This window comes from Planktothrix sp. FACHB-1365, assembly GCF_014697575.1.
Classification (GTDB): Bacteria; Cyanobacteriota; Cyanobacteriia; order Cyanobacteriales; family Microcoleaceae; genus Planktothrix.
In genome coordinates this window covers 90,043-114,258 of sequence record NZ_JACJSC010000005.1, presented here as the reverse complement: position 1 = coordinate 114,258, position 24,216 = coordinate 90,043, and the positions used below count along the sequence as shown (strand labels likewise).

At 37.8% G+C, this 24,216-nt stretch carries 18 protein-coding genes; 6 read left to right on the top strand and 12 right to left on the bottom strand.

What is annotated here, in order from left to right; all coding sequences use genetic code 11:
* Positions 1–124: 124 nt before the first annotated feature.
* From H6G57_RS09080 to H6G57_RS09065, 4 genes are all read right to left on the bottom strand, one after another.
* Positions 125–805: a Crp/Fnr family transcriptional regulator gene (locus tag H6G57_RS09080; RefSeq protein ID WP_072718977.1), complete on the bottom strand. Its 681-nt coding sequence runs from the start codon at positions 803–805 to the stop codon at positions 125–127.
* 152 nt (positions 806–957) lie between these two features.
* A complete protein-coding gene (locus H6G57_RS09075) occupies positions 958–1,311 on the bottom strand; it encodes a DUF1257 domain-containing protein (RefSeq protein ID WP_072718976.1) in 354 nt (117 codons plus the stop codon).
* 149 nt (positions 1,312–1,460) lie between these two features.
* Complete coding sequence (locus H6G57_RS09070; protein WP_190517825.1) at positions 1,461–2,981, bottom strand: AAA family ATPase; 1,521 nt, start codon at positions 2,979–2,981, stop codon at positions 1,461–1,463.
* Between the two features lie 98 nt (positions 2,982–3,079).
* Complete coding sequence (locus tag H6G57_RS09065; RefSeq protein ID WP_072718974.1) at positions 3,080–3,430, bottom strand: hypothetical protein; 351 nt, start codon at positions 3,428–3,430, stop codon at positions 3,080–3,082.
* Between the two features lie 471 nt (positions 3,431–3,901).
* On the opposite strand from H6G57_RS09065, the gene H6G57_RS29605 reads away from it, so the two are divergent.
* Positions 3,902–7,684, top strand: coding sequence for an Eco57I restriction-modification methylase domain-containing protein (locus H6G57_RS29605; protein ID WP_199314132.1), 3,783 nt, complete (start codon positions 3,902–3,904; stop codon positions 7,682–7,684).
* A gap of 40 nt (positions 7,685–7,724) precedes the next feature.
* On the opposite strand, the gene H6G57_RS29745 is transcribed toward H6G57_RS29605, so the two are convergent.
* Together H6G57_RS29745 and H6G57_RS09055 are read right to left on the bottom strand one after the other, a co-directional pair.
* On the bottom strand, positions 7,725–7,898 hold the full coding sequence (locus H6G57_RS29745; RefSeq protein WP_375539514.1) for a type II toxin-antitoxin system HicB family antitoxin: 174 nt from the start codon (positions 7,896–7,898) through the stop codon (positions 7,725–7,727).
* A gap of 69 nt (positions 7,899–7,967) precedes the next feature.
* Positions 7,968–8,150, bottom strand: a complete 183-nt coding sequence (locus H6G57_RS09055; protein WP_190517822.1) for a type II toxin-antitoxin system HicB family antitoxin — start codon at positions 8,148–8,150, stop codon at positions 7,968–7,970.
* Positions 8,151–8,300: 150 nt separating this feature from the next.
* Here H6G57_RS09055 and H6G57_RS09050 point away from each other — a divergent pair, with 150 nt between their 5' ends.
* Positions 8,301–10,274, top strand: a complete 1,974-nt coding sequence (locus H6G57_RS09050; protein ID WP_190517821.1) for an ABC transporter ATP-binding protein — start codon at positions 8,301–8,303, stop codon at positions 10,272–10,274.
* Here the strand turns inward: H6G57_RS09050 and H6G57_RS09045 are convergent.
* From H6G57_RS09045 to H6G57_RS09030, 4 genes are all read right to left on the bottom strand, one after another.
* Entirely contained in the window at positions 10,267–11,331 is a 1,065-nt protein-coding gene (locus tag H6G57_RS09045; protein WP_190517820.1) for an MAE_28990/MAE_18760 family HEPN-like nuclease, read from the bottom strand. The two genes, H6G57_RS09050 and H6G57_RS09045, sit on opposite strands and share 8 nt — an antisense overlap.
* A 6-nt stretch (positions 11,332–11,337) precedes the next feature.
* Positions 11,338–12,510, bottom strand: a complete 1,173-nt coding sequence (locus H6G57_RS09040; protein WP_190517818.1) for a DUF262 domain-containing protein — start codon at positions 12,508–12,510, stop codon at positions 11,338–11,340.
* 186 nt (positions 12,511–12,696) lie between these two features.
* Positions 12,697–13,422 (bottom strand): rhomboid family intramembrane serine protease, encoded by a 726-nt coding sequence (locus H6G57_RS09035; protein ID WP_190517816.1) that lies wholly within the window; start codon positions 13,420–13,422, stop codon positions 12,697–12,699.
* Positions 13,423–13,600: 178 nt separating this feature from the next.
* Entirely contained in the window at positions 13,601–14,146 is a 546-nt protein-coding gene (locus H6G57_RS09030; RefSeq protein WP_190517815.1) for a Dps family protein, read from the bottom strand.
* 382 nt (positions 14,147–14,528) lie between these two features.
* Here H6G57_RS09030 and H6G57_RS09025 point away from each other — a divergent pair, with 382 nt between their 5' ends.
* Together H6G57_RS09025 and H6G57_RS09020 are read left to right on the top strand one after the other, a co-directional pair.
* On the top strand, positions 14,529–14,717 hold the full coding sequence (locus H6G57_RS09025; RefSeq protein WP_190517813.1) for a CsbD family protein: 189 nt from the start codon (positions 14,529–14,531) through the stop codon (positions 14,715–14,717).
* Positions 14,718–15,165: 448 nt separating this feature from the next.
* Positions 15,166–18,057, top strand: coding sequence for a response regulator (locus tag H6G57_RS09020; protein WP_190517811.1), 2,892 nt, complete (start codon positions 15,166–15,168; stop codon positions 18,055–18,057).
* A 21-nt stretch (positions 18,058–18,078) separates the two neighbouring features.
* Here H6G57_RS09020 and H6G57_RS09015 read toward each other — a convergent pair whose 3' ends face one another.
* The gene (locus H6G57_RS09015) at positions 18,079–18,501 is read right to left on the bottom strand and encodes a response regulator (RefSeq protein ID WP_242048922.1); all 423 of its coding nucleotides are present in this window, start codon (positions 18,499–18,501) and stop codon (positions 18,079–18,081) included.
* Between the two features lie 1,543 nt (positions 18,502–20,044).
* Positions 20,045–20,764: a response regulator transcription factor gene (locus H6G57_RS09010; RefSeq protein ID WP_190517808.1), complete on the bottom strand. Its 720-nt coding sequence runs from the start codon at positions 20,762–20,764 to the stop codon at positions 20,045–20,047.
* Between the two features lie 129 nt (positions 20,765–20,893).
* On the opposite strand from H6G57_RS09010, the gene H6G57_RS09005 reads away from it, so the two are divergent.
* Positions 20,894–22,036, top strand: a complete 1,143-nt coding sequence (locus H6G57_RS09005; RefSeq protein WP_190517807.1) for a cell wall metabolism sensor histidine kinase WalK — start codon at positions 20,894–20,896, stop codon at positions 22,034–22,036.
* Positions 22,037–22,395: 359 nt separating this feature from the next.
* The gene (gene aspS / locus H6G57_RS09000) at positions 22,396–24,186 is read left to right on the top strand and encodes an aspartate--tRNA ligase (protein WP_190517805.1); all 1,791 of its coding nucleotides are present in this window, start codon (positions 22,396–22,398) and stop codon (positions 24,184–24,186) included.
* Positions 24,187–24,216 lie beyond the last annotated feature (30 nt).

Genomic DNA, 24,216 nt, shown 5'->3' with positions numbered 1-24,216 from the left:
AAGTTTGGGCAATTAAAAATAAGTTTATCCAAGAAATAGGGAATAGAAAACAGGGAGTTCATTCTATTTTCCCTATTCCCTATTCCCTATTCCCTATTCCCTATCTATTAAAATAGTTTCGGCTTTATTGACTGGCAAGATGGTTTAAATGTTTAAGATTGAGCAAATGAATCACTTGCCGTTCTTCATCAATCGTCATCCAGCCTTTACTCATAATTTTATCCATTATTTTGCTTGTTTCTTCCAAAGAAATATCTGTAACATCCGCTAAATCTTGGAAGGGAATATTAAAAATATCCGCCCCTTTTTCAGTGGGCTGACCGTAATTTTCAGCTAATTCTACGAGGGTATTGGCGAGTTTTACGGCTGGAGGTCTGTGACGAATTTGATACCGTTGGTTGGTTTGGCGCAAACGACGCACCATCAATTGCAACATTCGATGATGAAGTTGCGGATCTTTAAACAACGTCTGGATAAAGCGTTGGGCAGAAACACTAATTAATCGGACTGACGATAAGGCGATAACATCATTAGCACGGGGAGATTCATCTAAAATCGCCATTTCTCCAAAGAAATCGCCGTGTCCTAAAATGGCTAATGTTACCACTTCATCCCCAGATAAGCGTCGGACTTTTACCCACCCAGAAACGACAAAATAAACGGCATTCCCCCAAGCATCTTCCATGACAACAGCCCGGTCGGCGGGATATTCATGTTTGACAGCAACGGATAGCAGCCATTCTAATGTTTCAGGATTGGCCCCCTTGAATAGTGGAAAAAGCTCGCTAAAAGCTTCAGTTTGCATGAGAATTTGCTACGCTTATTAAGGAGTAGATTATCGATCCACTCTATTGAATATACTTAGGATATCTTATAAATTGATCGAGTTGCAAATAGAAAAACGGGTTAACCCGTCTAAATTCGGTTAACCCGCAAGCTTGGGAACGCTTTGACCAACTATTTTTGGACGACCAATTTCACGTTGGCGTTTTGCAGACCGCGCTGTTTGACATCAGCTAAGGTCTTGTTAACGGCGTACTTTTGATTAATGGAGTTGATCAGTTCGGTCTGGTTGTGTTTTTTAGCAACACCCCACAGATCAGCAATTAAATCGTAGGTACCATCGCTGTTGCGAGACCAACCGAGGTCATATTCGCCTTCAAGAACTGCAACCAAGTCGGCACGAACCCGTTGGCCATTGTAACCCCGGACATCTGCGCTGGTTTTGGTGCTAATGCCCAGATCACGCAGAGAAGCTTTCAGGATTTCGGAATCGGTGATTTTGGTACGCAGTGTGCTAAAGTGAGACATTTAGGTATCCTCCGTGGAACTGAAAACGAAACAACAACGGTTTGGTTAGAATCAATGCCGCCTTTAATGATTGGACGGCTTTTTTTTTGGGAACTGCTAGCCTGTTTAGGTGACTAGCCTTACCTCCTATTTGGACTAGGAGTAAGCTTTTAGAACTCCATGCGCTGATATTCAGCGACGGAGGACGCAGCCGGACGTGCACGCTGTCTTGCCCAATCTCGTAGTGCGGTGACCTGTTCGTTCATGGTCTTGGACAAGGGCAAAGTGGACTTAATCGCGGCAATGATATCAAGCTGCGTAAACTCGCGGTCTTGAGCAAAAGCCTCGTACATCGAAGCGATTACGGCTTGCTCAATTTCTGCTCCAGAAAAGCCTTCGGAAACGGTAGAAAGTTGCTCTAAATCGAAGCGTTCAATTTCCCGACGGCGTTTGGACAGATGAATTCTAAAAATATCTTGGCGTTCTTCTTTTGTGGGAAGATCTACAAAGAAGATTTCATCAAATCGGCCTTTTCTGAGGAATTCTCCGGGTAAGCGTTCAACGCGGTTGGCCGTTGCCATCACAAATACAGGTGAGCTTTTTTCCTGCATCCAGGTGAGGAATGATCCAAAGATCCGGCTAGAGGTTCCACCATCTGAGTCAGCACTTCCGGCACTTCCGGCGAAGGATTTATCTAATTCATCGATGAATAGAATCACTGGAGAAATCGATTCAGCCGTTTTTAAAGCGTTTCTCAGGTTGGCTTCGGAACGTCCCACCATTGAACCGTCATATACCCGACCCATATCTAATCGCAGTAAGGGTAATCCCCATAACCGAGAGGTGGTTTTGGCAATCAGGGATTTTCCACATCCGGGTATCCCTAAGATTAACATTCCCTTGGGTTGGGGTAGGCCATATTCTCTGGCTCTTTCGGTGAAGGCGTTGGAGCGTTGGTATAGCCACCGCTTCAGTTCTTCTAAACCGCCGACTGAATCAATGGTTTCATCGACATCAATGTATTCTAAGATGCCATTGCGTCGAATCAGTTGCTTTTTCTCAGTGAGAACAACATCAACTTCCTCTTCAGTCAGACGTCCGGCGGTGACTTGAGCTTTCCGGTACACCTTCTCAGCCTCATCCCGGGTTAAGCCTAATGCTGCTTTGAGCAGTTTTTCTCGTCCTTCGGTGGTTAAACGTCGAGACCGGGCTTGCTCCAGTTGGGCTGTTAACACTTGATTGAGTTCCTTCATATCGGGCAGAGCGAAGTCCAGAACCACAACTTCTTTCTCTAGCTCGATGGGAATAGATTGAATCGGCGACATCAAGATGATCGTCTTGTTTGTGCCTTTGAAACTTGCGATCGCATCCCGTAAACACCGGGTCACTTCAGGAGAATCTTTGAAGGGATGCAAATCTTTAAAAATATAGATACCTCCGCTTACGTTAGGCTCTCTATGTCGAATCACCCATTCAATCGCCGCTTGAGGGGAAACCGTGTTGGACTGAACTGCTGTTCGTGCTTGATCATATTTGACTAAGCCACGAGTGACTGTCCACACATATACCTCTCTCTGGCGTTTGGCTTGCGCGATTTTGGCGATAGCCTGCTCAGACCGCTCTTCCTCAGAGGTGACGAGGTAGATCAGAGGATATCGGGCTTCAATTAAGATACTAAGTTCTTCTTGCATAGTCCTCGATCCAATAGAGACGGTGTAACGTTTACAGGATTTTTGATTCCTAACGTCCGATTCTGAACACAACTCGCGCCAGCATCGAAGCCAGGGATTTAGCAGGGAACCAGTTCTTCTTCTCCCGATTGGGCCGTTGTCGATTCAACATCTCTGACGGATTGGACGGGGAGTTCATCATCGGATAGGACGCTGGGTTGCTCTCTTAATGAGGTCAATTCCCCTTCCTTCATGACGATGGAACTGGAACAATCTGGACAGGAGTAAACCCGATGGGTTTGTCCGTAGGATGTCTCCACTTCGTCTACCAATTCGGGATTAGTCAGGTAGAAAACAATGGCTCGTTCGGCAATGGATGACATCGGTTCTGATTCAACTGCCGCTTTAATTTTTAATTTGCGGTGCAGTTCAGGCGGAAGATAGAGAGTTACCTTTTGCTTATTTTGCATAGGACAGTGAACTTGTGTACCCGGGTATGTATTTCAAGATAACGAACCCCTTCTCAGATGTCAAGACGCTATACCTCTATGACGGCATTATTGTAATATTTCGTTACATTGTACGTTTGATCTATATATATAGAGTCAGAAACCGGGTTTCTCAACAAGTTTGCGGGTGGGTTAGCCATATTAACGCAGAAACCCGGTTTCTCTGGGATGTAGAGGTAACGCCAGAAACCGGGTTTCTCAGCAAGTTTCTGGGTGAGTTAGCTATATTAACGCAGAAACCCGGTTTCTCTGGGATGTAGAGGTAACGCCAGAAACCGGGTTTCTCAGCAAGTTTCTGGGTGAGTTAGCTATATCAACGCAGAAACCCGGTTTCTCTGGGATGTAGAATTAATTTGGAGGTAGAACCCCCTGAACCATTCCCAAGCTTCAGCCTGGGAACAATGATCAGTCTTGTTTTTTGAGGTTTTGATCGTGAACAATCACCCCAGACAACCCAGAGAAGCATTAAATAAAGCGTTTCTGAAAGTTAAAGTTAGCAGGAGCGATATTGAACAATTTAAAGCTAATTTGATTAATCTCCTTGATCAAATTAATGAAAAGGAGTCAGAAGAATTTCATAAAAATCTCATGGCTGATTTCCTGAAAAATACCTATTATAGTCCTAACTATTTTATTAATACCAAAGAACGAAACGATCTCGTTATTCACAATCAAAAAGAGTCTAAAAGCAGTGTCGGTATTATTTTAGAAGTTAAGAAACCCAAAAATAAAGCTGAAATGGTGAAGGTCGAAAACCTGAACGCAAAAGCTTTACAAGAGTTGGTTTTATATTTTTTAAGAGAACGAATTAACAATAAAAACCTAGAAATTAAATATTTAATTATTACTAATATTTATGAATGGTTTATTTTTGATGCTCAGAGTTTTGAAAAATATTTTTGTGAAAATAAACCATTAATTCAACAATTTGAAGATTTTGAAGCCGGACGCTTAACGGGTAAAACAACGGATTTTTTCTATAAGGAAATTGCTAAACCTGCCATTGAAGCTATTAAACATGAACTAATATTTACTTATTTTGATATTCGAGATTATGAACAATTGGTTAGAAATAATAACCCTGAAGATGATGAAAAACTAATCGCTTTATTTAAGTTACTGTCTCCTCAACATTTATTAAAATTACCCATTGCGAATGATAGTAATACTTTAGACAAAGGGTTTTATAGTGAATTACTGTATATTATTGGTTTAACCGAAACCAAAGAAAAGAATAAAAAACTGATCCAACGTCTACCCAAAGATAAACAAAATCCGGGTTCACTGATTGAAAATGCTATTTTACAACTCGATAGTTTAGATAAAATTTCTCGACTGGAAAACCCCGAACAATTTGGAGAAACCGAACCCGAACAACTTTTTAATATTGCGTTAGAATTATCCATTACTTGGATGAACCGGATTCTATTTTTAAAATTATTAGAATCTCAATTAATCACTTACCATAAAGGAAATTCTGATTTTGCTTTTTTAAATACAAATAAAATTCATGATTTGGGTGATTTAGATCGGTTATTTTTCCAAGTCTTAGCGGTTAAATCTAGTGAACGAAAACCGGATTTAACAGGAATATTTGCTCAGGTTCCTTATTTGAATAGTTCCCTGTTTGAACCGACTGAACTTGAACATCAAACCATTGTTATTAGTAATCTCAGAGAAGAAAAACTACCCATCTTTTCATCAACGGTTTTAAAAGATGGTAACGGAAATAAACGGACGGGAGAACTCAACACCCTACAATATTTATTTGAGTTTCTGGATGCTTATGATTTTAGTAGTGAAGGGTCAGAAGGAATTCAAGAGGAACAAAAAACCTTAATTAATGCGTCGGTTTTAGGATTAATTTTCGAGAAAATTAACGGTTATAAAGATGGGTCATATTTTACCCCTGGTTTTATTACCATGTATATGTGTCGAGAAACTCTGCGAAAAGCGGTTGTTCAGAAATTCAATGAAATTAAGGGTTGGAATTGTCAAACTCTTAAGGATTTATATGATAAAATTGAAGATAGAACGGAAGCAAATCAAATTATTAACCGTCTTAAAATTTGTGATCCGGCGGTGGGGTCAGGACATTTTTTAGTTTCGGCGTTGAACGAACTGATCGCCATTAAACATGATTTGAAGATTTTACAAGATCAAGGCGGGAGACGATTAAAAGAATATCAAATTACGGTAGAAAATGATGAATTAATTATTACCGATGAAGATAATCAACCGTTTAAATATACCCCTCAAAATCAGGAAAGTCAACGGGTTCAAGAAACTTTATTTCATGAAAAGCAAACGATGATTGAAAATTGCTTGTTTGGGGTGGATATTAACCCCAACTCGGTTAAGATTTGTCGGTTAAGGTTATGGATAGAATTGTTAAAAAATGCCTATTATAAAACAGATACGAATTATTCTGAATTGGAAACCTTACCGAATATTGATATTAATATAAAATGCGGTAACTCGTTAATTAGTCGGTTTCCTTTGGATGCGGATTTAAAACCAGCGTTAAAGAAAAATAAAATTGACATTGAAACTTATCAAAAGGCTGTTGAAACCTATCGTCATGCTGAGAATAAACAGCAAAAGCGAGAGATGGAAAAGTTAATGAATACGATTAAAGGTAATTTTAAAACCACTCTTCAAGGGACTGACCCGAAGAAAACGAAGTTAAGACAGTTAGAGGGAGAGGTTTATAGTTTAGAGAATCAACTTTTATTATTTGAGGAAACTAAAGCGGAACAGAAAGCACGGGATAAAAAAATTGTTAAGTTAAATAATGAGATTGATAAGTTAAGGATAGAAATTGAGGAAATTGAAAGCGGTAAAATTTATGAAAATGCGTTTGAATGGCGGTTTGAGTTTCCTGAAGTTTTGGATGATATAGGAAGGTTTATTGGGTTTGATGTGGTGATTGGAAATCCGCCTTATATTAGACAAGAAGAAATTAAGGAATTTAAGGCAATTTTACAGAAAAATTATCAATGTTATACAGGTATTAGTGATATATTTGTTTACTTTTATGAATTAGGTTTGCATCTATTAAAAGCAAAAGGTAATTTAATTTATATCTCCTCTAATAAATATTTGAGAGCAGGTTATGGTGAAAAGTTGCGTCAACTTTTGAGAGATAAAACAACGATTTATCATTTAATCGATTTCGGTGATTTTCCGGTTTTTGAAGAAGCGATCGCTTATCCTAGCATTATCTCTTTAAGTAAATTGAAATCTGACGCGAATGAATTAAAAGCTTTATCATGGGATCTAACAAAAAAACAAAATATTTCACAATTTGTGGCGGTTTTAGAGCAGGATAGTTTGATAATTCCTCAGAGAAACTTAAAATCTGATGGTTGGCGACTAGAATCTTCTCAGGTTTTGGACTTGCTGGCGAAACTGCGAAATACTGGTACACCGTTAGGAGAATATGTAAATGGTAGATTTTATTATGGTATTAAAACAGGATTTAACGAGGCTTTTATCATTGATCGCCAAACAAGAGATAAATTAATCGCTGAACATTCTTCGTCTGCGGAAGTTATTAAACCTTTGCTGCGTGGTCGTGATGTTAAAAAATGGCGAGTAGATTTTGCTGATCAATATTTGATCAAAATTGAGTCTTCTGAAAATAAAAAACATCCTTGGTCTGATCAACCAGAAAAAGAAGCAGAAAAGATTTTTTATAACACATATCCTGGGATTTTTCAATATTTTAATCAATTTAAGGAAGCCTTAATTAAAAGATGTGATCAGGGTAAATTCTTTTGGGAATTGCGATCTTGTATTTACTGGAAAGAATTTGAAGAATCTAAAATTATTTATCCAAATATTTGTAAGAGTAATGAATTTGCTTGGGATGAATTAGGCTATTATACAAATCAGAAAGCATTTATTATTCCTACCCCTGATAAATTTCTACTCGCAGTTCTTAACTCTAGGGTTGTGGGGTTTTTGTTTCAGAATTTACTATCAAAATTACAGGGGGATTTCTACGAACCAAGCTCAATATTTATGAAAGATTTCCCTATTCCCACCTCCAGCCAATCAGAGTGTCAAGCCATAACAAACCTTGTTGAAAAATGTCTTAATCCTCAAGAGGAAGATGTTAAGAATTTTGAAACAAAAATTGATCAACTGGTTTATCAATTATATGGATTAACAGAAGAAGAAATCAAAATAGTTGAGGGGATAACAGATTAGGGAATTAAGATATAATAGAAAGCGATCGCTTAACGTTTAATCATATCTTGATATTTTCTAAAATCGGTAATTGATGACCTAAACGTAACCCTAAAATGATCCATCCTTCTAACGCATCTTGTAAATTTTCTCGACATTCTTCTAAGGTTTTGCCACTACTCCAAACTCCCTGACAGTTGGGGATTTCTCCATAAAATATCCCATCCTCTAAAATCTCATATTTTGCTCAATTCATGGCTACATAAATATAATCTGTTAACATCATTTAAAGTTTCCCTAACAATCACTTAAACTCAACCTGAAGTTGAGTTTCATTTGCCACCTCTAACCAACCTTCTATCGCTTCTTGCAGATTTCCCATCACTTCTTCCCAAGTTTCCCCTTGGGTCACACATCCAGGGAGTGCAGGAACTTCTGCCCAATACCCTCCCTCTTCTGCCTCGTGAATAATAGCTTTAATATTCATAATTGAGTAAAGTGGCTATTTGTTTCTATTTTCGGATTTTAACATTGATGCCATCCTTTCGGGTTAGTGCGACGCCATTTTATCCCCTATTTTCCCATCTTCTGTTAAATTGATTCAAGATATAGATAATGTATAAAGGCGGTAACTTCCATGCAATATGTTGTTCTGAATGTGAATAATCTGCGGGTTGAGTTTGACACCGATGAACGGACTGTTACCGCCGTTGATGGAATTTCCTTTCAGGTGGGACGGGGAGAAACGTTAGGAATTGTCGGAGAGTCCGGTTCAGGAAAATCCGTGACCGCCTTGGCTATTATGGGGTTACTTTCCAGCGCCACCGCGAAAGTAGAGGGAGAAATTGGGTTTCAAATTCCTGAATCTGAAGATTATAGTCCCTATTCTCAACCTGTTAATTTATTACAACTTTCACCAACTCAAAAACAAACCTATCGAGGCGGTCAAATTTCCATGATTTTTCAGGAACCCATGACCTCTTTGAACCCTGTTTTTACCATTGGGTTTCAATTAACAGAAGCCATTATGCAGCATGAACAGGTTTCCCCCAAACAAGCGATGTGGAAAGCCGCATCATTATTACAAGAAGTGAAATTACTCCCCAGTGATGATGAATTAATGCAGCAAGCGTTAGAAGCACAAAAACATCAATCAATCTCTCGTTCTCCCCAGGAATTACAAGATAAACGGAGCCGAAAACGAGAAGTTATTCAACAAATTAATGCTCAAAAACGAGCCATGTTAGATCGATATCCCCATGAATTATCGGGGGGACAATTGCAACGGGTGATGATTGCAATGGCAATTTCTTGTAACCCGATATTATTAATTGCAGATGAACCGACAACGGCGTTAGATGTTACTGTACAAGCCACAATATTAGATTTACTTCAAGAATTACAAGAACGCCGAGGAATGGCGATGATTTTTATTACCCATGATTTAGGAATTGTAGCTCAAATTGCGGATCAAGTGGCGGTGATGTTCCAAGGGAAAATAGTTGAATCTGGAACAATTCAGCAAATTTTTACAACCCCTCAAAATCCCTATACAAAAGGATTATTAGCTTGTCGTCCCACGTTAGATACTCCGGCTGAACGTTTACCAACGGTGGCTGATTTTATGGATATTATTACGCTGGATAATGGAGAGGTAGAAATCCGAGAAAAAACTTTAGTAGAACCTGTTAAAAGTTATAATAATATTGCTTTAAAATCTAAGGCATTTTTATCGAGTTTACCCTCAGATCAGCCTCTTTTATCGGTTAAAAATTTAAGAGTTGCGTTTAAAATCCCAGGAATATTAGGAAAAACCAAACGATTATTAATGGCGGTTAATGATGTTTCCTTTGATGTCTATTCGGGGGAAACATTAGGGTTAGTGGGAGAGTCAGGCTGCGGAAAAAGTACCTTATCCAGAGCGATTTTACAACTGATTAGACCTTTGAGTGGTCAAGTCTTTTTTGAAGGTCAGGATATTACGGCTCCTCCGTTAGAAACCTCGATATTTAGTGGGTTTAAAAATTACCAAAATCAACAACAATTTAATCAAAAAATGCGTTGGGTCAGACGGAATCTGCAAATTATTTTTCAAGATCCCTTTAGTTCCCTTGACCCTAGAATCAGCATTGGGGATGCGGTCATGGAACCGTTAATTATTCATTCAGTCGGACAAACGTTTCAAGAAAAACGCGATCGCGTGGCTTATTTATTAGAAAGAGTTGGGTTAAATCCTGATTTAATGCGTCGTTATCCCCATGAATTTTCAGGGGGACAACGCCAACGAATTTGTATCGCCAGAGCGTTAGCATTGAACCCTAAATTTATTATTTGTGATGAATCTGTTTCAGCGTTGGATGTGTCGGTACAGGCGCAAGTATTGAACTTATTGAAAGAGTTACAAGGGGAATTTAATCTCACTTATATTTTTATTTCCCATGATTTAAGTGTGGTTAAATTTATGAGCGATCGCATGATTGTAATGAATCAAGGAAAAATTGAAGAAATGGGAACCGCCGAGGAAATTTATCGCCATCCCAAACAAGCTTATACTCGTCAATTAATTGCTTCTATTCCTTCAGGAAATATTAGAAGTAGTAACTTTAATTGATTAGATACAGGCTAAATCCTTTTCGAGTATCAATATTAAACTTTAATCCCACTTCTGTAGGAGAAGATATTTTAACTTCATTTCTAGGTTGACTGTCTATTTGAATACTCTCAATTCTCGTCAAAGAACAATAAGAGGATTCTTCATTTACTAGAAATAACTTATCTCCTACAGATAAAGTTATATTCTCTACTATTACGATGGCTGCTTTTTGCTTTTTAAACCACTCCGTAACTCGTCCAACTTTTTGAGCTTGTCCAATGGATACTTTTTTTAAAAGGATTTGATAAGTTACTAATTCAGCTAAAGCTTGGCATAATGCTTCGACAAAATCTGCTAAATATAGCAATTCTTGAATTCCTAAAATTTCATTAATTGATCCATGTGCTGCTTTATTCCGATAGTGAATAAATTGTTTAAGTTCTGCTTCGGCGGTATTTTGATTTCCTCGGACTTGCTCTATAAAATATTTAATCTGTCGATAGTGAATAATCCATTCCCAAGCCTTTTCAATTCCCGCGTTAGTGAATAATTCCACTAACGCATCCTTTCTTAAATTTTGTTCATGGAATATAAAAATTTCAGGAAGTAACTCGTATTTTTCATGATCACTAAGGGCAGCCAAAAACCCTTGAACCACTTTTTTATAATAAATAGATAGATTTTGGTTTTCAGGGTCTTCAAATCGTATCTTTTTCGGGTATATTAATAATCGTCCAATTCCCTCTCGATGGGTATTTTGAATTGTTTCATCTAAATCGGAATAACTGGAAATTAACTCAGGTAAAAGTTGTAACCATTCGGAGATTAAATCTTCAACAAATCGTTCATAAATGGCGTACAATCGCATTACAGTAGCACAGTGGTCATAGATTTTCCATTCAATTTCTCCAGGAAATTCTTGAGCCAATTCCAGAAAATCATTATTTTCCGGCAATGGATCTTTATTTAAACTTTGTTTTCCAAAAACAATTGCCCTAAGTCTATCATTAGTCTGGAGCATTGCACGAACAGTTGCAATTTTTATACTGGATGTTTCTAAAAGATTCTCAAACATTGCAAGCTATTCTCCAATAACCTGCAATAGCATATCATCAAAGATTTGGATTCGTTGTTGAATTTCTGCTTTACTTTTTCCACCTCCTGTTAAAAGACGTGATTCTTCCCGTTCAAAGAGTTTCTTTGTTTCTTCAATAATTTTTTGTTTTTGATTAATTAAAATTTCAGCTTCATCCAAATGCCGATTAAATCCAACCATGACCGCATCATAATAAGCTTTATAGGAATCTTTCTTCCAAGTCCTAGATTTTGGATCAAAGGGTTTGAATAAATTATCGTTATAAATTTCGTAAGCTAGACGAATTGTTTCTAAAAAAACTTCCTTTAGAACTAAAATATCCTCATCAGAAAAATTTGAACTTTTGATCATATAAAGATCAAGAAATCCTTCCATTCCTCGTTGAAAATGGTCTACATTCCTTAAAGCAAAGAAACGAAGCACTAATTCTGCATCCTCCATTTTTTTATAAAGATTATTGTTTAATAAATCAGGGTCATTTTCATCGATAGGAATTCCCCAAGATTGAGTAAAGATAGGATGACGAGATAATTCTAGTAATAATGAATTAAACTTCCCATGATACAAACAATTCCGTACTTCCTGCTGACTTAAATCTACGCCTCCGGTATTAAAGCGTTCAAAACTTTTCTGTTTGAGGAACAAAGCTGTTTCAGGATCAGAAGTTGATTCTGCAATAATAACAATAGATGAGATGGATCGACGATCAATTCCTGCTTTAACTTTAATTGGAAGTTGATCATAAGTACGTCCATTGATTTCTGGCCAAAGTTCGAGTCCTGTTAGTTTGAGTTTGTTTTCATAGAACTCTTTAATTGCTGTAATTCTCTGTTGACCATCCATGACTTCATAAGAGTTGTAATCTATTTCAAACAGAATAATGGGTGGAACAGGGATATTAATTAGGAATGACTCAATTAATCGTGACTTCATCTTGTCATCCCATCGAGGTCTTCTTTGGTAAACGGGTTGTACATTCATATATCCGTTTTTTTTTAAAGCCTCAGCAAAGCTAGGCAGCTTTTCACGATTAATTTCAGTTAGGATGCGGTTTTCTTGGGAGGAGTATTTATCATTAATTTCTCCATCCGACATTTTTTTTTGACGTTTTGAGGAAGATTTCTCCCACATTTTTTCTTCAACTGGCGCAAAGAGCATTTTCTCTATTCTCCGTCAACAGTATTCTTGTGAGTGATTTTAGCATTCCTAAGCTCACATGACAAATTACCACATTCGAGGGTTAAACTTATTTTGAATACAATAAAAGACCTCAACCCAGACTCGCTGAATAAAGATCTTAAAAAATATAGAAAAAACTTTATAAAATCTGTAAATCATTTAACCTTACTGCCAATATTCATTATATCTTCCAGGGGAAGGACGGGAAAATAAGCCTAATAACGGCCCCAGAATAGCCCCAAAAATGAATCCGCCAGCGTGTGCCCAATAGGCTACACCGCCTTGCTGCATTCCCACATTAGCAGGAACTCCTAATGAAATTAAACCATTAAAGGCTTGTTGTACAAACCAAAATCCCAGAAAGAAAATAGCAGGAACTCGAATCGTATAGAAAAAGAATCCTAATGGAATTAAGGTTAATATTTTAGCTTGGGGAAACTTAAGAATATAAGCTCCCATCACTCCTGCGATCGCTCCACTTGCACCTAAAGAAGGAACGGAAGAGTCAGGAGAGAAAAACCACTGAGTTAAGACGGCTAAGACTCCACAAACGAGATAAAAAATTAAAAATTTAATATGTCCTAATTCCTGCTCAATATTGTTTCCAAAAATCCATAAAAATAACAGATTAAAACCAACGTGCATAATTCCAGCATGAAGGAATTGAGAGGAAATTAAAGTAAAAGGTTCGGGGACGGATTGACCAACAGAAACCCCATCAAAACTGGCACTGAGTTGATTAGGAACGACGGCATACAACTGAAAGAATTTTTCTAATTCAGGGGGAGTTAAACTCAGTTCATAGAAAAAAACCAGAACATTAATGATGATTAATATATAAGCAATAATCGGTGTAATTCGGATCGGATTTTCATCTTTTAAAGGAACCATTGATTTTTTCCTAGAGATTGAATTAGCAAGATGGGGGATAAATAGTTATCAGTCAACAATGAACAATTCATATTATATTGTATTAAATGAGCGATAATAATCACTCAAAATTTGATGATAAATTGCAATTTATTGCAGACTGATAACTATTTAAAGACCGTTTTGAAGTCAACTTTTTTTACATCACACTGGCTGCAACAGCTTTTTGACTAACATTCACTCGTCCGCCGTTGGAATCTAAACCTTCCCCTTCAATAAAGGAACGCAACATCCATGCCATTTGTTCATGTTGTTCCATTAATCCTGTTAGGAAATCGGCTGTTCCTGCATCATGAAAGTCTTCAGCACATTGATCAATATGTTCACGAAGATTACGAATAATTTGCTCATGATCATTCACTAATCGTTGAACCATTTCGGTTGTGTTTGGAAGATCTCCAGCGTGTTCTTCAATGGAAGCTAGTTTTAAAAATCCTTCCGCCGTCCCAACCGGATAACCCCCTAATGTCCGAACACGTTCCGCCGTCGCATCAATATTTTCAGTTAAGGCTTCATAATGTTCTTCCCAGAGTTGATGTAGGGTACGAAATTGCGGCCCAACCACATCCCAATGGTATTTTTTAGTTTTGATTAAGAGCAGATACATATTGGATATATCTGCATTTAATAATTCTATAACCCCTTGCATTTGCTCTTCAGTTAAACCAATATTTAACTTCGGCATACTTTCAAACCTCCTTTTGAATTTGCACATCTCTTTCCTATTCAAACGAGTCTATTTATTCCAAACATCTACCTTGTGAGAGAACTCTCAGAATTTATAACTTATGAATCTGCTTGTTTCGGGTTTAAATCTTCCTAAAGAAAGATAGACTGCAAAAACAAGTTAATCCTAAATTAGAATCGGGAAATTTAAACCTAAGCGACCTCCAGCGTTAAACCCTACAGCACTAAATAAAGCCCAGGAAATGGACTAATCCCTCCGAGGATAGATGGAAACAACAATAAAAATTGATTACTGTTTAGAAGGTTAATAAATGCTGTTTTGAATCTGATTTTTATTCTCAAGACAGTTAAGCAATTTAATTTTGGAGAAACCAATAATCATGAGCACTGAACAAAAAGGAAAAGCCACCTTAAAAAACGTAGAAGGAAAAGTCCAAGAAGCGGCTGGAAACATTACGGGCGATCCTGAAGATAAAGCAGAAGGAAAAATGAAGCAAACAGAAGCTGCTGCACAACATACAGTAGAAAATGTTAAAGATTCGGTCAAAGAAGAGATCGATAAACATTAATTGGGTTTTGTATTGGTGTTAAGCCCTATACAATCGAATTGATAAATTTTGTCTAGGTAACTGACTCAGTTGCCTAGATCTGTTGTGTATAGATTAAATTCCTTTAAACGAATTTCCATGAATTGCAGATCATCCCTCAGATTTCAACTCTTAATCTCTCTATCCATGAGTTTAGTTTGATTTCAACTGGATTTCCCATCCGAGGTTTTTGGAAGTTGAGTCGTGTTACACCGTGTACATCCAAACTCTATTGATTTGTGTTAAGGTATTTTTTAGATTTCTAAGAATCCTAATCTTAGCCAGTCTATGAAGCCAATTGAATCGGGCAAACAATTCTACAATTTCCTGGGCTAGACTTGAGGAGCTTTGGTCAAAAAATACCCAATTGACTTGAACTGTATGTTAGCTCCTGTTTCCCCTTTTTTACTCATTCGGTGAGCCTACAGTTGTGATTTTATACTTCTTTTTCACCAGTTTAGTTTTAGTTGCTCTAGGATGGGCTTGGCAACAAAGACAACTAGCCTTGGGCTGGAAAGCGAGCTTAACTGAATTACAGTCAATGATTGAACACCTTGACTGTATGGTAATCGGTTTATCTGTTGATTACTGCATTCAAGAATGGAACCTTAGTGCCGCAAAACATTATGGGTATCAACGTCATGAAGTTTGGGGTAAAAATTACTTAAAGCTATTTGTTCCGCCCTCGATGGGAACAGAAGTGATAACTCATTATGAATATGTTTTAACTACAAAAAAATCCGTTCAGTTTCAACAGTTAGTTTCACGGGCGAATGCAGAAGAAGGGTTAATTCACTGGAATATTAATCCTTGGTTAAACCCCCAAGGCAAAATTAAGGGTTTACTTCTGCATGGCTATGTAGAAAATGCCAACTTTGTTTGGGAACAGAGGATAGTAGAGATTAGAGATCTGATTTTCCAATTTCCCATTGCGATCGCCATTTTTGATACCCAAATGCGCTATTTAGCTCATTCTAAAATTTGGCTATCCCAATATAACTTAGAAGATCAAAACTTGCTTGGAAAAAGCCATTATGAAGTCTTTCCCGATATCAAATTAGACTGGAAAATAGTTCATCAACAAGCACTCAAAGGGGAAACAATTTCTCAAGGAGAAGATACTTGGGAACGAGAGGATGGAACCCAGTTTCAACAAAGTTGGGTGATTCAACCTTGGTATAAAAAGCCGGGTAAAATCGGCGGTTTAATTTTAGCAACAACACCCATTAGTCAACTGATTGAAGAACGGGAAGCCGCCTTAGAATCAGCTAGACATAAATCTCACTTTCTGGCTCAAATGAGTCATGAAATTCGTACCCCCATGAACGGGGTTTTAGGGATGGTTGAATTACTCTTAGAGACTCAACTAACTCCCCAACAACGAGACTATACCTCAACGATTTATTGTAGCGCTCAACATTTATTGACGGTTATTAATGAAATTTTGGATTTTTCTAAACTAGAAGCGGGAGAAGCTCGTTTAGAAATGGTCAATTTTGATTTAGATAGCTGTCTGGAAACGGTGATTGATTTATTAACGGTCAAAGCCGAAGAAAAAAACTTAGAGTTAATTGTCCAAATTGATAGCGATTTACCCCGCCAACTCAAGGGTGATGCTTTACGTTTGCATCAAATTCTACTAAATTTAATTAGTAATGCGATTAAATTTACAGAAAAAGGTAACATTATATTAACGCTTAAAATATTGGCAAACTATTCTGATAGAATCAAAGTTAAGTTTGCAGTTAAAGATACAGGAATTGGTATTGCTCAAGATTTACAAGCTCAAATTTTTCAACCCTTTTCTTTGGCAAGTTCTAACACCAACCGTCAATATGGAGGGACAGGATTGGGACTATCCATCTGCCGACATTTAGTGGATCTGATGGGGGGTGAAATTGGGTTTGAAAGTGCTTTAGGTGAAGGGTCTAATTTCTGGTTTAATGTAGAATTATCGAAGGCTGAAACCATCGCTTCAAACCGAGTTCCAGAGTTGGAACAGGTGAAATTATTAGTAGTTGATAGTAATCCTTTAGTTCGTAATTCCATCTGTTCCTTTGCTCAAACTTGGGGAATTCAGATCGATGAAGTCGAGGATGGAAACACGGCTTTAACCGTTTGGAAAACAGCCCTGGAACAAGGTAATCCTTATGACATTATTTTAATTGATTTACCTTTATTAAATCGAGAAGGCGTTAAATTAGTTCGGGCTTTACATCATTCTGATGAAAAATCCTCGACCAAAATGATTTTAATGAGTAAACTCAATCAACGCGATCGCGCAGAACAAGTCGTTAATTTAGGAGATTATAGCTATTTATTAAAACCCGTCGCGCCTTTACGTTTTTTACAAACCTTGGTTCTGACCCTAAATCTTAAATCTCCAACTATTTTAACTCGTCTACATCAATGGCAACATCAAACCCATCGGATAGAATCGTTTCAAAATCGCGATCAACGGTTTAACCTACAAGCTCATACTCTGAAAATTCTGTTAGCAGAAGATGATCCGATTAACCAAAAAGTGATTTTGAGTCAACTTAAACTTTTGGGGTATGATGCCGATTTAGTCAATAATGGACAAAGTGTTTTAGAGCGATTAACCTATAAAGATTACGATCTGATTCTGATGGACTGTCAGATGCCCATTCTCGATGGCTATGAAGCCACTCAGCGTCTACGCCAGCATCCTGACCTGATTCATCGACAGCCAATCGTAATCGCCCTCACGGCGAGTGCCATGTCTTCGGATCGAGAACGTTGCATAGAAGCGGGAATGGATGATTATGTTAGTAAACCTGTAGAATTGAATGCTCTGGGAAAAATCTTACAGCGCTGGAGTTCTTGCAAACTCTCAGACCCAGATCAAAGCCTTTCGGTTTTACAGTCGGTGAATTCATCTGATCGACACCCTGCTTTTGCATTTGAAACCTCTACCTTAGAATCAAATCCTATGAGTGCCTTGACATTTACCGAAAGTCCTGTCAATTTAGAACGTCTCAATCGTTTACTCAAAGGAAATCTTCAACTGCAACACCGGCTGCTGAATTTGTTCATCGAACAAGCTCAAATCCGAATTCAGAATTTGCATCAAGCTATCCTGAATCAAGATTATAGCGGCATAAAACAACAGGCTCATGCGTTGAAGGGTTCAAGTGCGAGTGCAGCAGTCTTAGAAATGCCGGAAATCGCGAAACAACTTGAAGATCTCGCTCAACAACAAACTTTAGAGGGTGCAACGGAATTAGTCGAAAAATTGCAACACTGTTTAAGTCGAGTTCAAGTCTTTGTGCAAGAGGAAATTTCATTCCAATCCAGCTAACATTGATTTAGATTCAATTGATTAAGCAGACTTTTCTCTGAACGTCGAACACCTTTGATGTTCAGTCTTTTTTTGTTTGATTTTGAGCATCATATTGACTTGATTCAGTAGTTCATCAATATCAATGGGTTTATAAATGACACCATTAGCTTCTCCTTTTGATTCCTGTTTCACTTCAAAAAAACTACAAGCCGTCATGACTAAAATTGGAATAAAAGGTAAGTCGGAATTTTGGCGAATTCCTTGAATGACATCATAACCACTTAAACCGGGCATCATTACATCGACAATAACCAGGTCTGGAGGAGAGTCTTTAACTTGATCTAAAGCAATATAACCATTTTCAGCACATTTAACATGATAGCCCGCCCCTTGTAGAATGGCTTCTACTAAAAATAAAATATCAGGCGAATCATCAACGACTAGAATTGTTGTTGAGGGCAATGACTTAAAATTTGACCACGATGTACACATGAAAAAATTTTTTAATGAATTGAATAAGCGTTGACTTGCATTCCGCAATATAAAGATCTGTGAAAATTAGTTAATTTTAGAACTGTTAGAGATAAAAACAGTCTTAAAATCTTCTTATTTTCCCAATATTTAAGCTCAACTCAGAATTGATTGTTTTTACATACTATTTCTAGTACATTTTAAGAAGGTGGGGAAGTTAACCCCTTGTAAGTCTGATCGTAAACCCCAGTCAGAATAACCGTTATCTGTCTGATGATGTAAATCCTACGTTGTTTTTTAAACGATTAACAAACTAAACCTTAAAAACTTCAACGTGCAGTTTTTTCTATTTTTTATAGAATTTAATCCTTTATTCCTAAGTTCGCTAACGTCAACAACTTTACTTTTGAGTCTGGATTTATTTTGTAACAATTGTAACATAGCTACCCGGAATGTCGTCAACGGTTTACCCCGTTATTGGGCGCAAATATATCTTGCGGTAGAGGTAGCTACAAAGCGTGATCGCTTATTCTCTGGATTAACCCTGGAAATTGTAAGTTTAACTGCGTTTTAACCCCTGGTGAATTAAGCAGGCGGGAGCATACCCTTGCCTCAATTATAGTGAAAGATAGAATCCCCCTCTCCAAATTTAAACAATATTTCCAATTCTCTGTCTGGCTTCAGCGAATCGGAAACAGGAAATACGGAACAGGGAACAGGATTTTAGTTTCATTCGGTTTAAATCTGTGGTTTAAGTGCTGATTGGCTTAACCTATCTCAAGTAAGCAACCTTGCTATTTTACAGGTTGGAGGTTGTAAGTCTTGTCATGAATATTAGAATTTTAAACTCAAAATTTAAGGCTCATTGATCAGTTAAATTTTTTTAAAATTAAATGATCTTCAAGCTTTTAAATTTTTAGATAGTTTTCAATAAAGGATGAAAACTTTATTTTTATATCTTCCAAAACTAGAAACCTATAAGTCTATAGAATTATTGCCTGCAATCCCAATTATTATACTCAATATAATCCTGTTAAAGCTGATACTTTTTTTGGTATTAGTTAAATCAATTTAATCAAAAAAAATTTATGATTTAAAATTGTGATCGTTAAATTCACAAAAATTTTTGTTATCAATAAACCCTTTATTTGGATAATTTAAACAATATTTTTGCTATTTTTCAGGATTTTTAATCTTGTTTTTAAATAGTCTGATAAAATAAAAATATTAGAAATATTTTAGAATTAATTTATACTCTATTATTTTGATCAGATTTGGCAAATATAAAGTCTCAATTTTTACTTATTTTATTATGAAAATAAATTAAATAATTTTAACGGATTAAATTTATTTTTATTAAAGTAGCTTTTAGTTAAATTTAAAATTATAAAATATTTTTTGTACTTTACAAAAAAATAGAGAATTAAAGGATAAAAAATAGTTAGAATGAAGAATAATTTTATTTAATTTTATAAAATTAAATAAAATATAGTTAAAAAAACCTTCATTCTAACTCAAAATCAATCAAAAAATCTTACTCAATCCACCCTGAGCGTAAAGCTCGAACGGCTGCCTGTGTGCGATCATCAGCACAAAGTTTATTTAAAATACTGCGAACATGAGTCTTAACCGTTCCCACAGTAATATAGAGTTTTTCTGCAATTTCAGCGTTACTACGTCCAGCAACAATTAATTCCAAAACCTCTAATTCTCGTTCAGTTAAAGGGCAAGATTGCAGAAACTCTTGATATTCCGCTTCTACCGCATTAATAGTTACAGTTTTGATATCACTAGGTGCTACAACCTCCGGTGGTTTTTTCTTGGCTTGCTTCAGAACAGTACGAGCAATGATCGGATCAATCCAAGCATTTCCTTCAAAAGTTGTGTAAATAGCATCCTTGAGTTTATCAATGCTAACATCCTTAACACTGTAAGAATCTGCACCCGCAGCAAAGGCTCCCATAACAGCATCATCATTATCGTGCATCGTTAAAATTAGAACCTTTGTTTCTCGAACTCCTCCATTAGAGATATATTGTTTAAATTTTTGAGTTAATTCAATCCCATCCATATCCGGTAAACCAATATCAATAATGGCAATATCCGGCTGGGTCTGTTTAAGAATTTCTAACCCACTCTTCGCATTCGCCGCCTCCCCAACAACCTGAATATTATTTTCTTGTTGTAGGGCAGTTCGTAAGCCTACCCGTGTCAAATCATGGTCTTCTACAAGGACAACACGAATTTCGCTCATGGTTGATTTTCCCTTAATGATCTCATTGTCTTTATTATTGACAGATTTTTTGTTAAAATCAATAACAAATGTGCTAAACAAGATTAATCTTGTAACTGAGTTGTCTTAAAAAACACGTTTTTCAAAATCATGTCCCTTTTTATTGCCCCCCCTTTAAAATCTAGTGATCGAATTCTGGCCGTTGATGATTCCCCGGATAACTTATTTTTAATCGAGGCAATATTAGCTGAAGAAGGATACGAAGTTGTCTGTAAGTCTGATGGAAGTTCAGCATTAGCCTCTATTAACGCAGACCCTCCCGATTTAGTGTTACTCGATGTCATGATGCCGGGAATTGATGGCTATGAGGTGACTCGTCGCATTCGGACAAACTCCGATCTTCCGTTTATTCCCATTTTGTTAATCACGGCCCATGATCATTCCAGTGTGGTCGAAGGCTTGGATGCTGGGGCAGATGACTTTATTCGCAAACCTGTTGAAGTTGATGAACTTTTAGCACGGGTGCGCTCGCTGCTTCGACTCAAACATAGCATTGATCAACAGATGGCGATGTCCCGCCAAAGGGAGGATTTTGTCTCCCGTCTGACCCATGATCTGCGAACTCCTCTAGTCGCGGCAGATCGGATGTTACATTTAGTTCTTCAGGGGGCTTTAGGAGACATCTCGCCGACCATTGAAGACGCGATCACCTCGATGATCAACAGTAATCAAAACCTATTACAAATGGTGAATACTTTACTGGAGGTTTATCGGTATGAAGCGGGTCGCAAAACCTTAACCTTTTCGTCTTTTGATTTAGGGAAAATTATTCAAGAGGTCATTCAAGAACTGACTCCCCTAGCTCAAGAAAAAGAATTAACCCTTAAATTTAATCCGATTAGCAATTGTTTAACAGACTCACCGATTATTATGGGTGATCCGTTAGAAATCAGGCGGGTGGTGACAAATTTAGTCGGAAATGCGATTAAATTTACGGATATGGGTGCGGTAGAAATTCGTTTAGATCGCAAGAAGATTTTCCTCCATAGCCAAGATCAACCCACCGATGGGGTGATTTTGGAAGTGGAAGATAGTGGCGTTGGGATGTCTCCTGAAGATCAGGCGATTATCTTTGAACGATTCCGCCAAGGCAATAATAAACGAGCGGGAAGTGGTTTAGGATTGCATTTAGTTTCACGCATTGTAGAAGCCCACAGAGGCACGATTCACGTTCAATCAAAAATAAGTCAGGGTAGCCTATTCACCGTTTGTTTACCCGTAAACCCAGAATAGATAGAGTGTTGACGATTGACGGGTAGGGGCTGGCATCATCAGTGTCAACTTAAGGCTAAAAGTAGGCACTTAAACCAGAATTCACGCGCTATCTGCTCCCAAGTCAATGATCCCCCCTAACCCCCCTTAACAAGGGGGGAACAGGAGACAAGTCCCCCTTTTTAAGGGGGATTTAGGGGGATCTGATCAAAGCTGTAATCACGGGTTTTCGGCTTAAGTTGACGAACTTTGGGTGTCCTACCTTACCTCTACGGTTGTTAATTGGTAATAACTTATTGATGACGGGTGACGGTCTTTAATCTATACTGATAAGTTGCCCTGATTTAATTTAAACCTTAGTCTAACTTTCATTAAGAGTCATGCGAACCCACTACTGCGGCAATCTCCGATCTACCGATATTGGCGAAACTGTTACCCTCTGCGGATGGGTTGATCGACGCCGCGATCATGGTGGTGTAATCTTTTTAGATTTACGCGATCGCACGGGTATTGTTCAAATTGTCAGCGATCCTGAACGCACCCCCGACTCCTACAACACCGCCGAGAGTCTGCGGAATGAATACGTTGTTAAAATTACCGGGCGAGTCTCCCAACGCCCCCCAGAGTCCCTTAACCCCAAATTAGCCACCGGGGAAATTGAAATTTACGCTAATCAAATCGAACTTCTCAATGGACTCGGAAAACAATTACCTTTCCAAATTTCCGCCTCAGAAACCGAAACCGTCCGGGAAGATTTACGCCTAAAATATCGCTATTTAGATTTACGTCGAGAACGCATGACCCGCAACTTACAATTGCGTCATGAAGTGGTGAAAGCCATGCGGCGTTTCTTAGAAGATCAAGAGCATTTTATTGAAGTAGAAACCCCCATTCTCACCCGTTCAACGCCTGAAGGAGCTAGGGATTATTTAGTTCCTAGTCGAGTTAATCCGGGGGAATGGTTTGCGTTACCCCAATCTCCCCAACTGTTCAAACAATTATTAATGGTATCGGGATTTGATCGCTATTATCAAATCGCCCGGTGTTTCCGAGATGAAGATTTACGCGCCGACCGACAACCGGAATTTACCCAATTAGATATGGAAATGAGCTTTATGACCCAGGAAGGAATTCTGGCGTTAAATGAAGCTTTAGTTGCTCATATTTTTAAAACCGTTAAAGGCGTTGAAATTCCCTTTCCTTTCCCGCGTTTAACCTATAAAGAAGCTTTAGAACGTTATGGAAGTGATAAACCAGATACGCGCTATGGTTTGGAATTAGTCGATGTTTCCGATATTGTCAAAGATTGCGGATTTAAAGTCTTTTCTGGGGCTGTTGCTTCGGGGGGAATTGTTAAAATTTTACCCATTCCTGGGGGAAATGAAGCCATTTCTAATATGCGAATTAAACCCGGTGGAGATATCTTTAAAGAAGCCTGTGAAGCGGGAGCAAAAGGGTTAGCCTTTATTCGCGTTCGAGAAGATGGGATTGATACCATTGGCGCAATTAAAGATAATTTAAGCAACGAACAAAAACAGGAAATTCTGACCCGGACAAATGCAAAACCCGGAGATTTACTGTTATTTGGGGCGGGAGATATTGCAACGGTGAATAAAACCCTAGACCGTCTGCGTCAATTCATGGCTAAAGAATTGGAACTAATTGATGCTAATAAAATTAATTTATTGTGGATTGTTGAGTTCCCGATGTTTGAATGGAATGAAGACGAAAAACGGTTAGAAGCGTTACATCACCCCTTCACGTCTCCCCATCTTGATGATATTAATGATTTACCCCACGCCAGAGCGCAAGCTTATGATTTAGTCTTAAATGGCTATGAAATCGGCGGTGGTAGTCTACGGATTTATAAACGAGAGATTCAAGAAAAGGTATTTTCAACTATTGGATTAACAATGGAGGAAGCTTACAATAAATTCGGCTTTTTATTAGAAGCTTTTGAATACGGGACTCCTCCTCACGGCGGTATTGCTTACGGTTTAGATCGATTAGTAATGTTATTATCGGGAGAGGAATCAATTCGAGATGTGATCGCTTTTCCGAAGACTCAACAAGCGGGTTGTTTATTAACAAATGCACCTTCTGGCGTAGACCAAAAACAGTTAAAGGAACTCTACGTTGCTTCAACTTACAAACCCAAAACCGACAAATAAATCCTAGTTAAGCTACTGAGTGTGAACTAC

Coding starts and splice junctions, on each gene's coding strand:
- H6G57_RS09080 (WP_072718977.1), bottom strand. CDS start 805: ATGCAAACTGAAGCTTTTAGCGAGCTTTTTCCACTATTCAAGGGGGCC.
- H6G57_RS09075 (WP_072718976.1), bottom strand. CDS start 1,311: ATGTCTCACTTTAGCACACTGCGTACCAAAATCACCGATTCCGAAATC.
- H6G57_RS09070 (WP_190517825.1), bottom strand. CDS start 2,981: ATGCAAGAAGAACTTAGTATCTTAATTGAAGCCCGATATCCTCTGATC.
- H6G57_RS09065 (WP_072718974.1), bottom strand. CDS start 3,430: ATGCAAAATAAGCAAAAGGTAACTCTCTATCTTCCGCCTGAACTGCAC.
- H6G57_RS09055 (WP_190517822.1), bottom strand. CDS start 8,150: ATGAATATTAAAGCTATTATTCACGAGGCAGAAGAGGGAGGGTATTGG.
- H6G57_RS09050 (WP_190517821.1), top strand. CDS start 8,301: ATGCAATATGTTGTTCTGAATGTGAATAATCTGCGGGTTGAGTTTGAC.
- H6G57_RS09045 (WP_190517820.1), bottom strand. CDS start 11,331: ATGTTTGAGAATCTTTTAGAAACATCCAGTATAAAAATTGCAACTGTT.
- H6G57_RS09040 (WP_190517818.1), bottom strand. CDS start 12,510: ATGCTCTTTGCGCCAGTTGAAGAAAAAATGTGGGAGAAATCTTCCTCA.
- H6G57_RS09035 (WP_190517816.1), bottom strand. CDS start 13,422: ATGGTTCCTTTAAAAGATGAAAATCCGATCCGAATTACACCGATTATT.
- H6G57_RS09030 (WP_190517815.1), bottom strand. CDS start 14,146: ATGCCGAAGTTAAATATTGGTTTAACTGAAGAGCAAATGCAAGGGGTT.
- H6G57_RS09025 (WP_190517813.1), top strand. CDS start 14,529: ATGAGCACTGAACAAAAAGGAAAAGCCACCTTAAAAAACGTAGAAGGA.
- H6G57_RS09010 (WP_190517808.1), bottom strand. CDS start 20,764: ATGAGCGAAATTCGTGTTGTCCTTGTAGAAGACCATGATTTGACACGG.
- H6G57_RS09005 (WP_190517807.1), top strand. CDS start 20,894: ATGTCCCTTTTTATTGCCCCCCCTTTAAAATCTAGTGATCGAATTCTG.
- aspS (WP_190517805.1), top strand. CDS start 22,396: ATGCGAACCCACTACTGCGGCAATCTCCGATCTACCGATATTGGCGAA.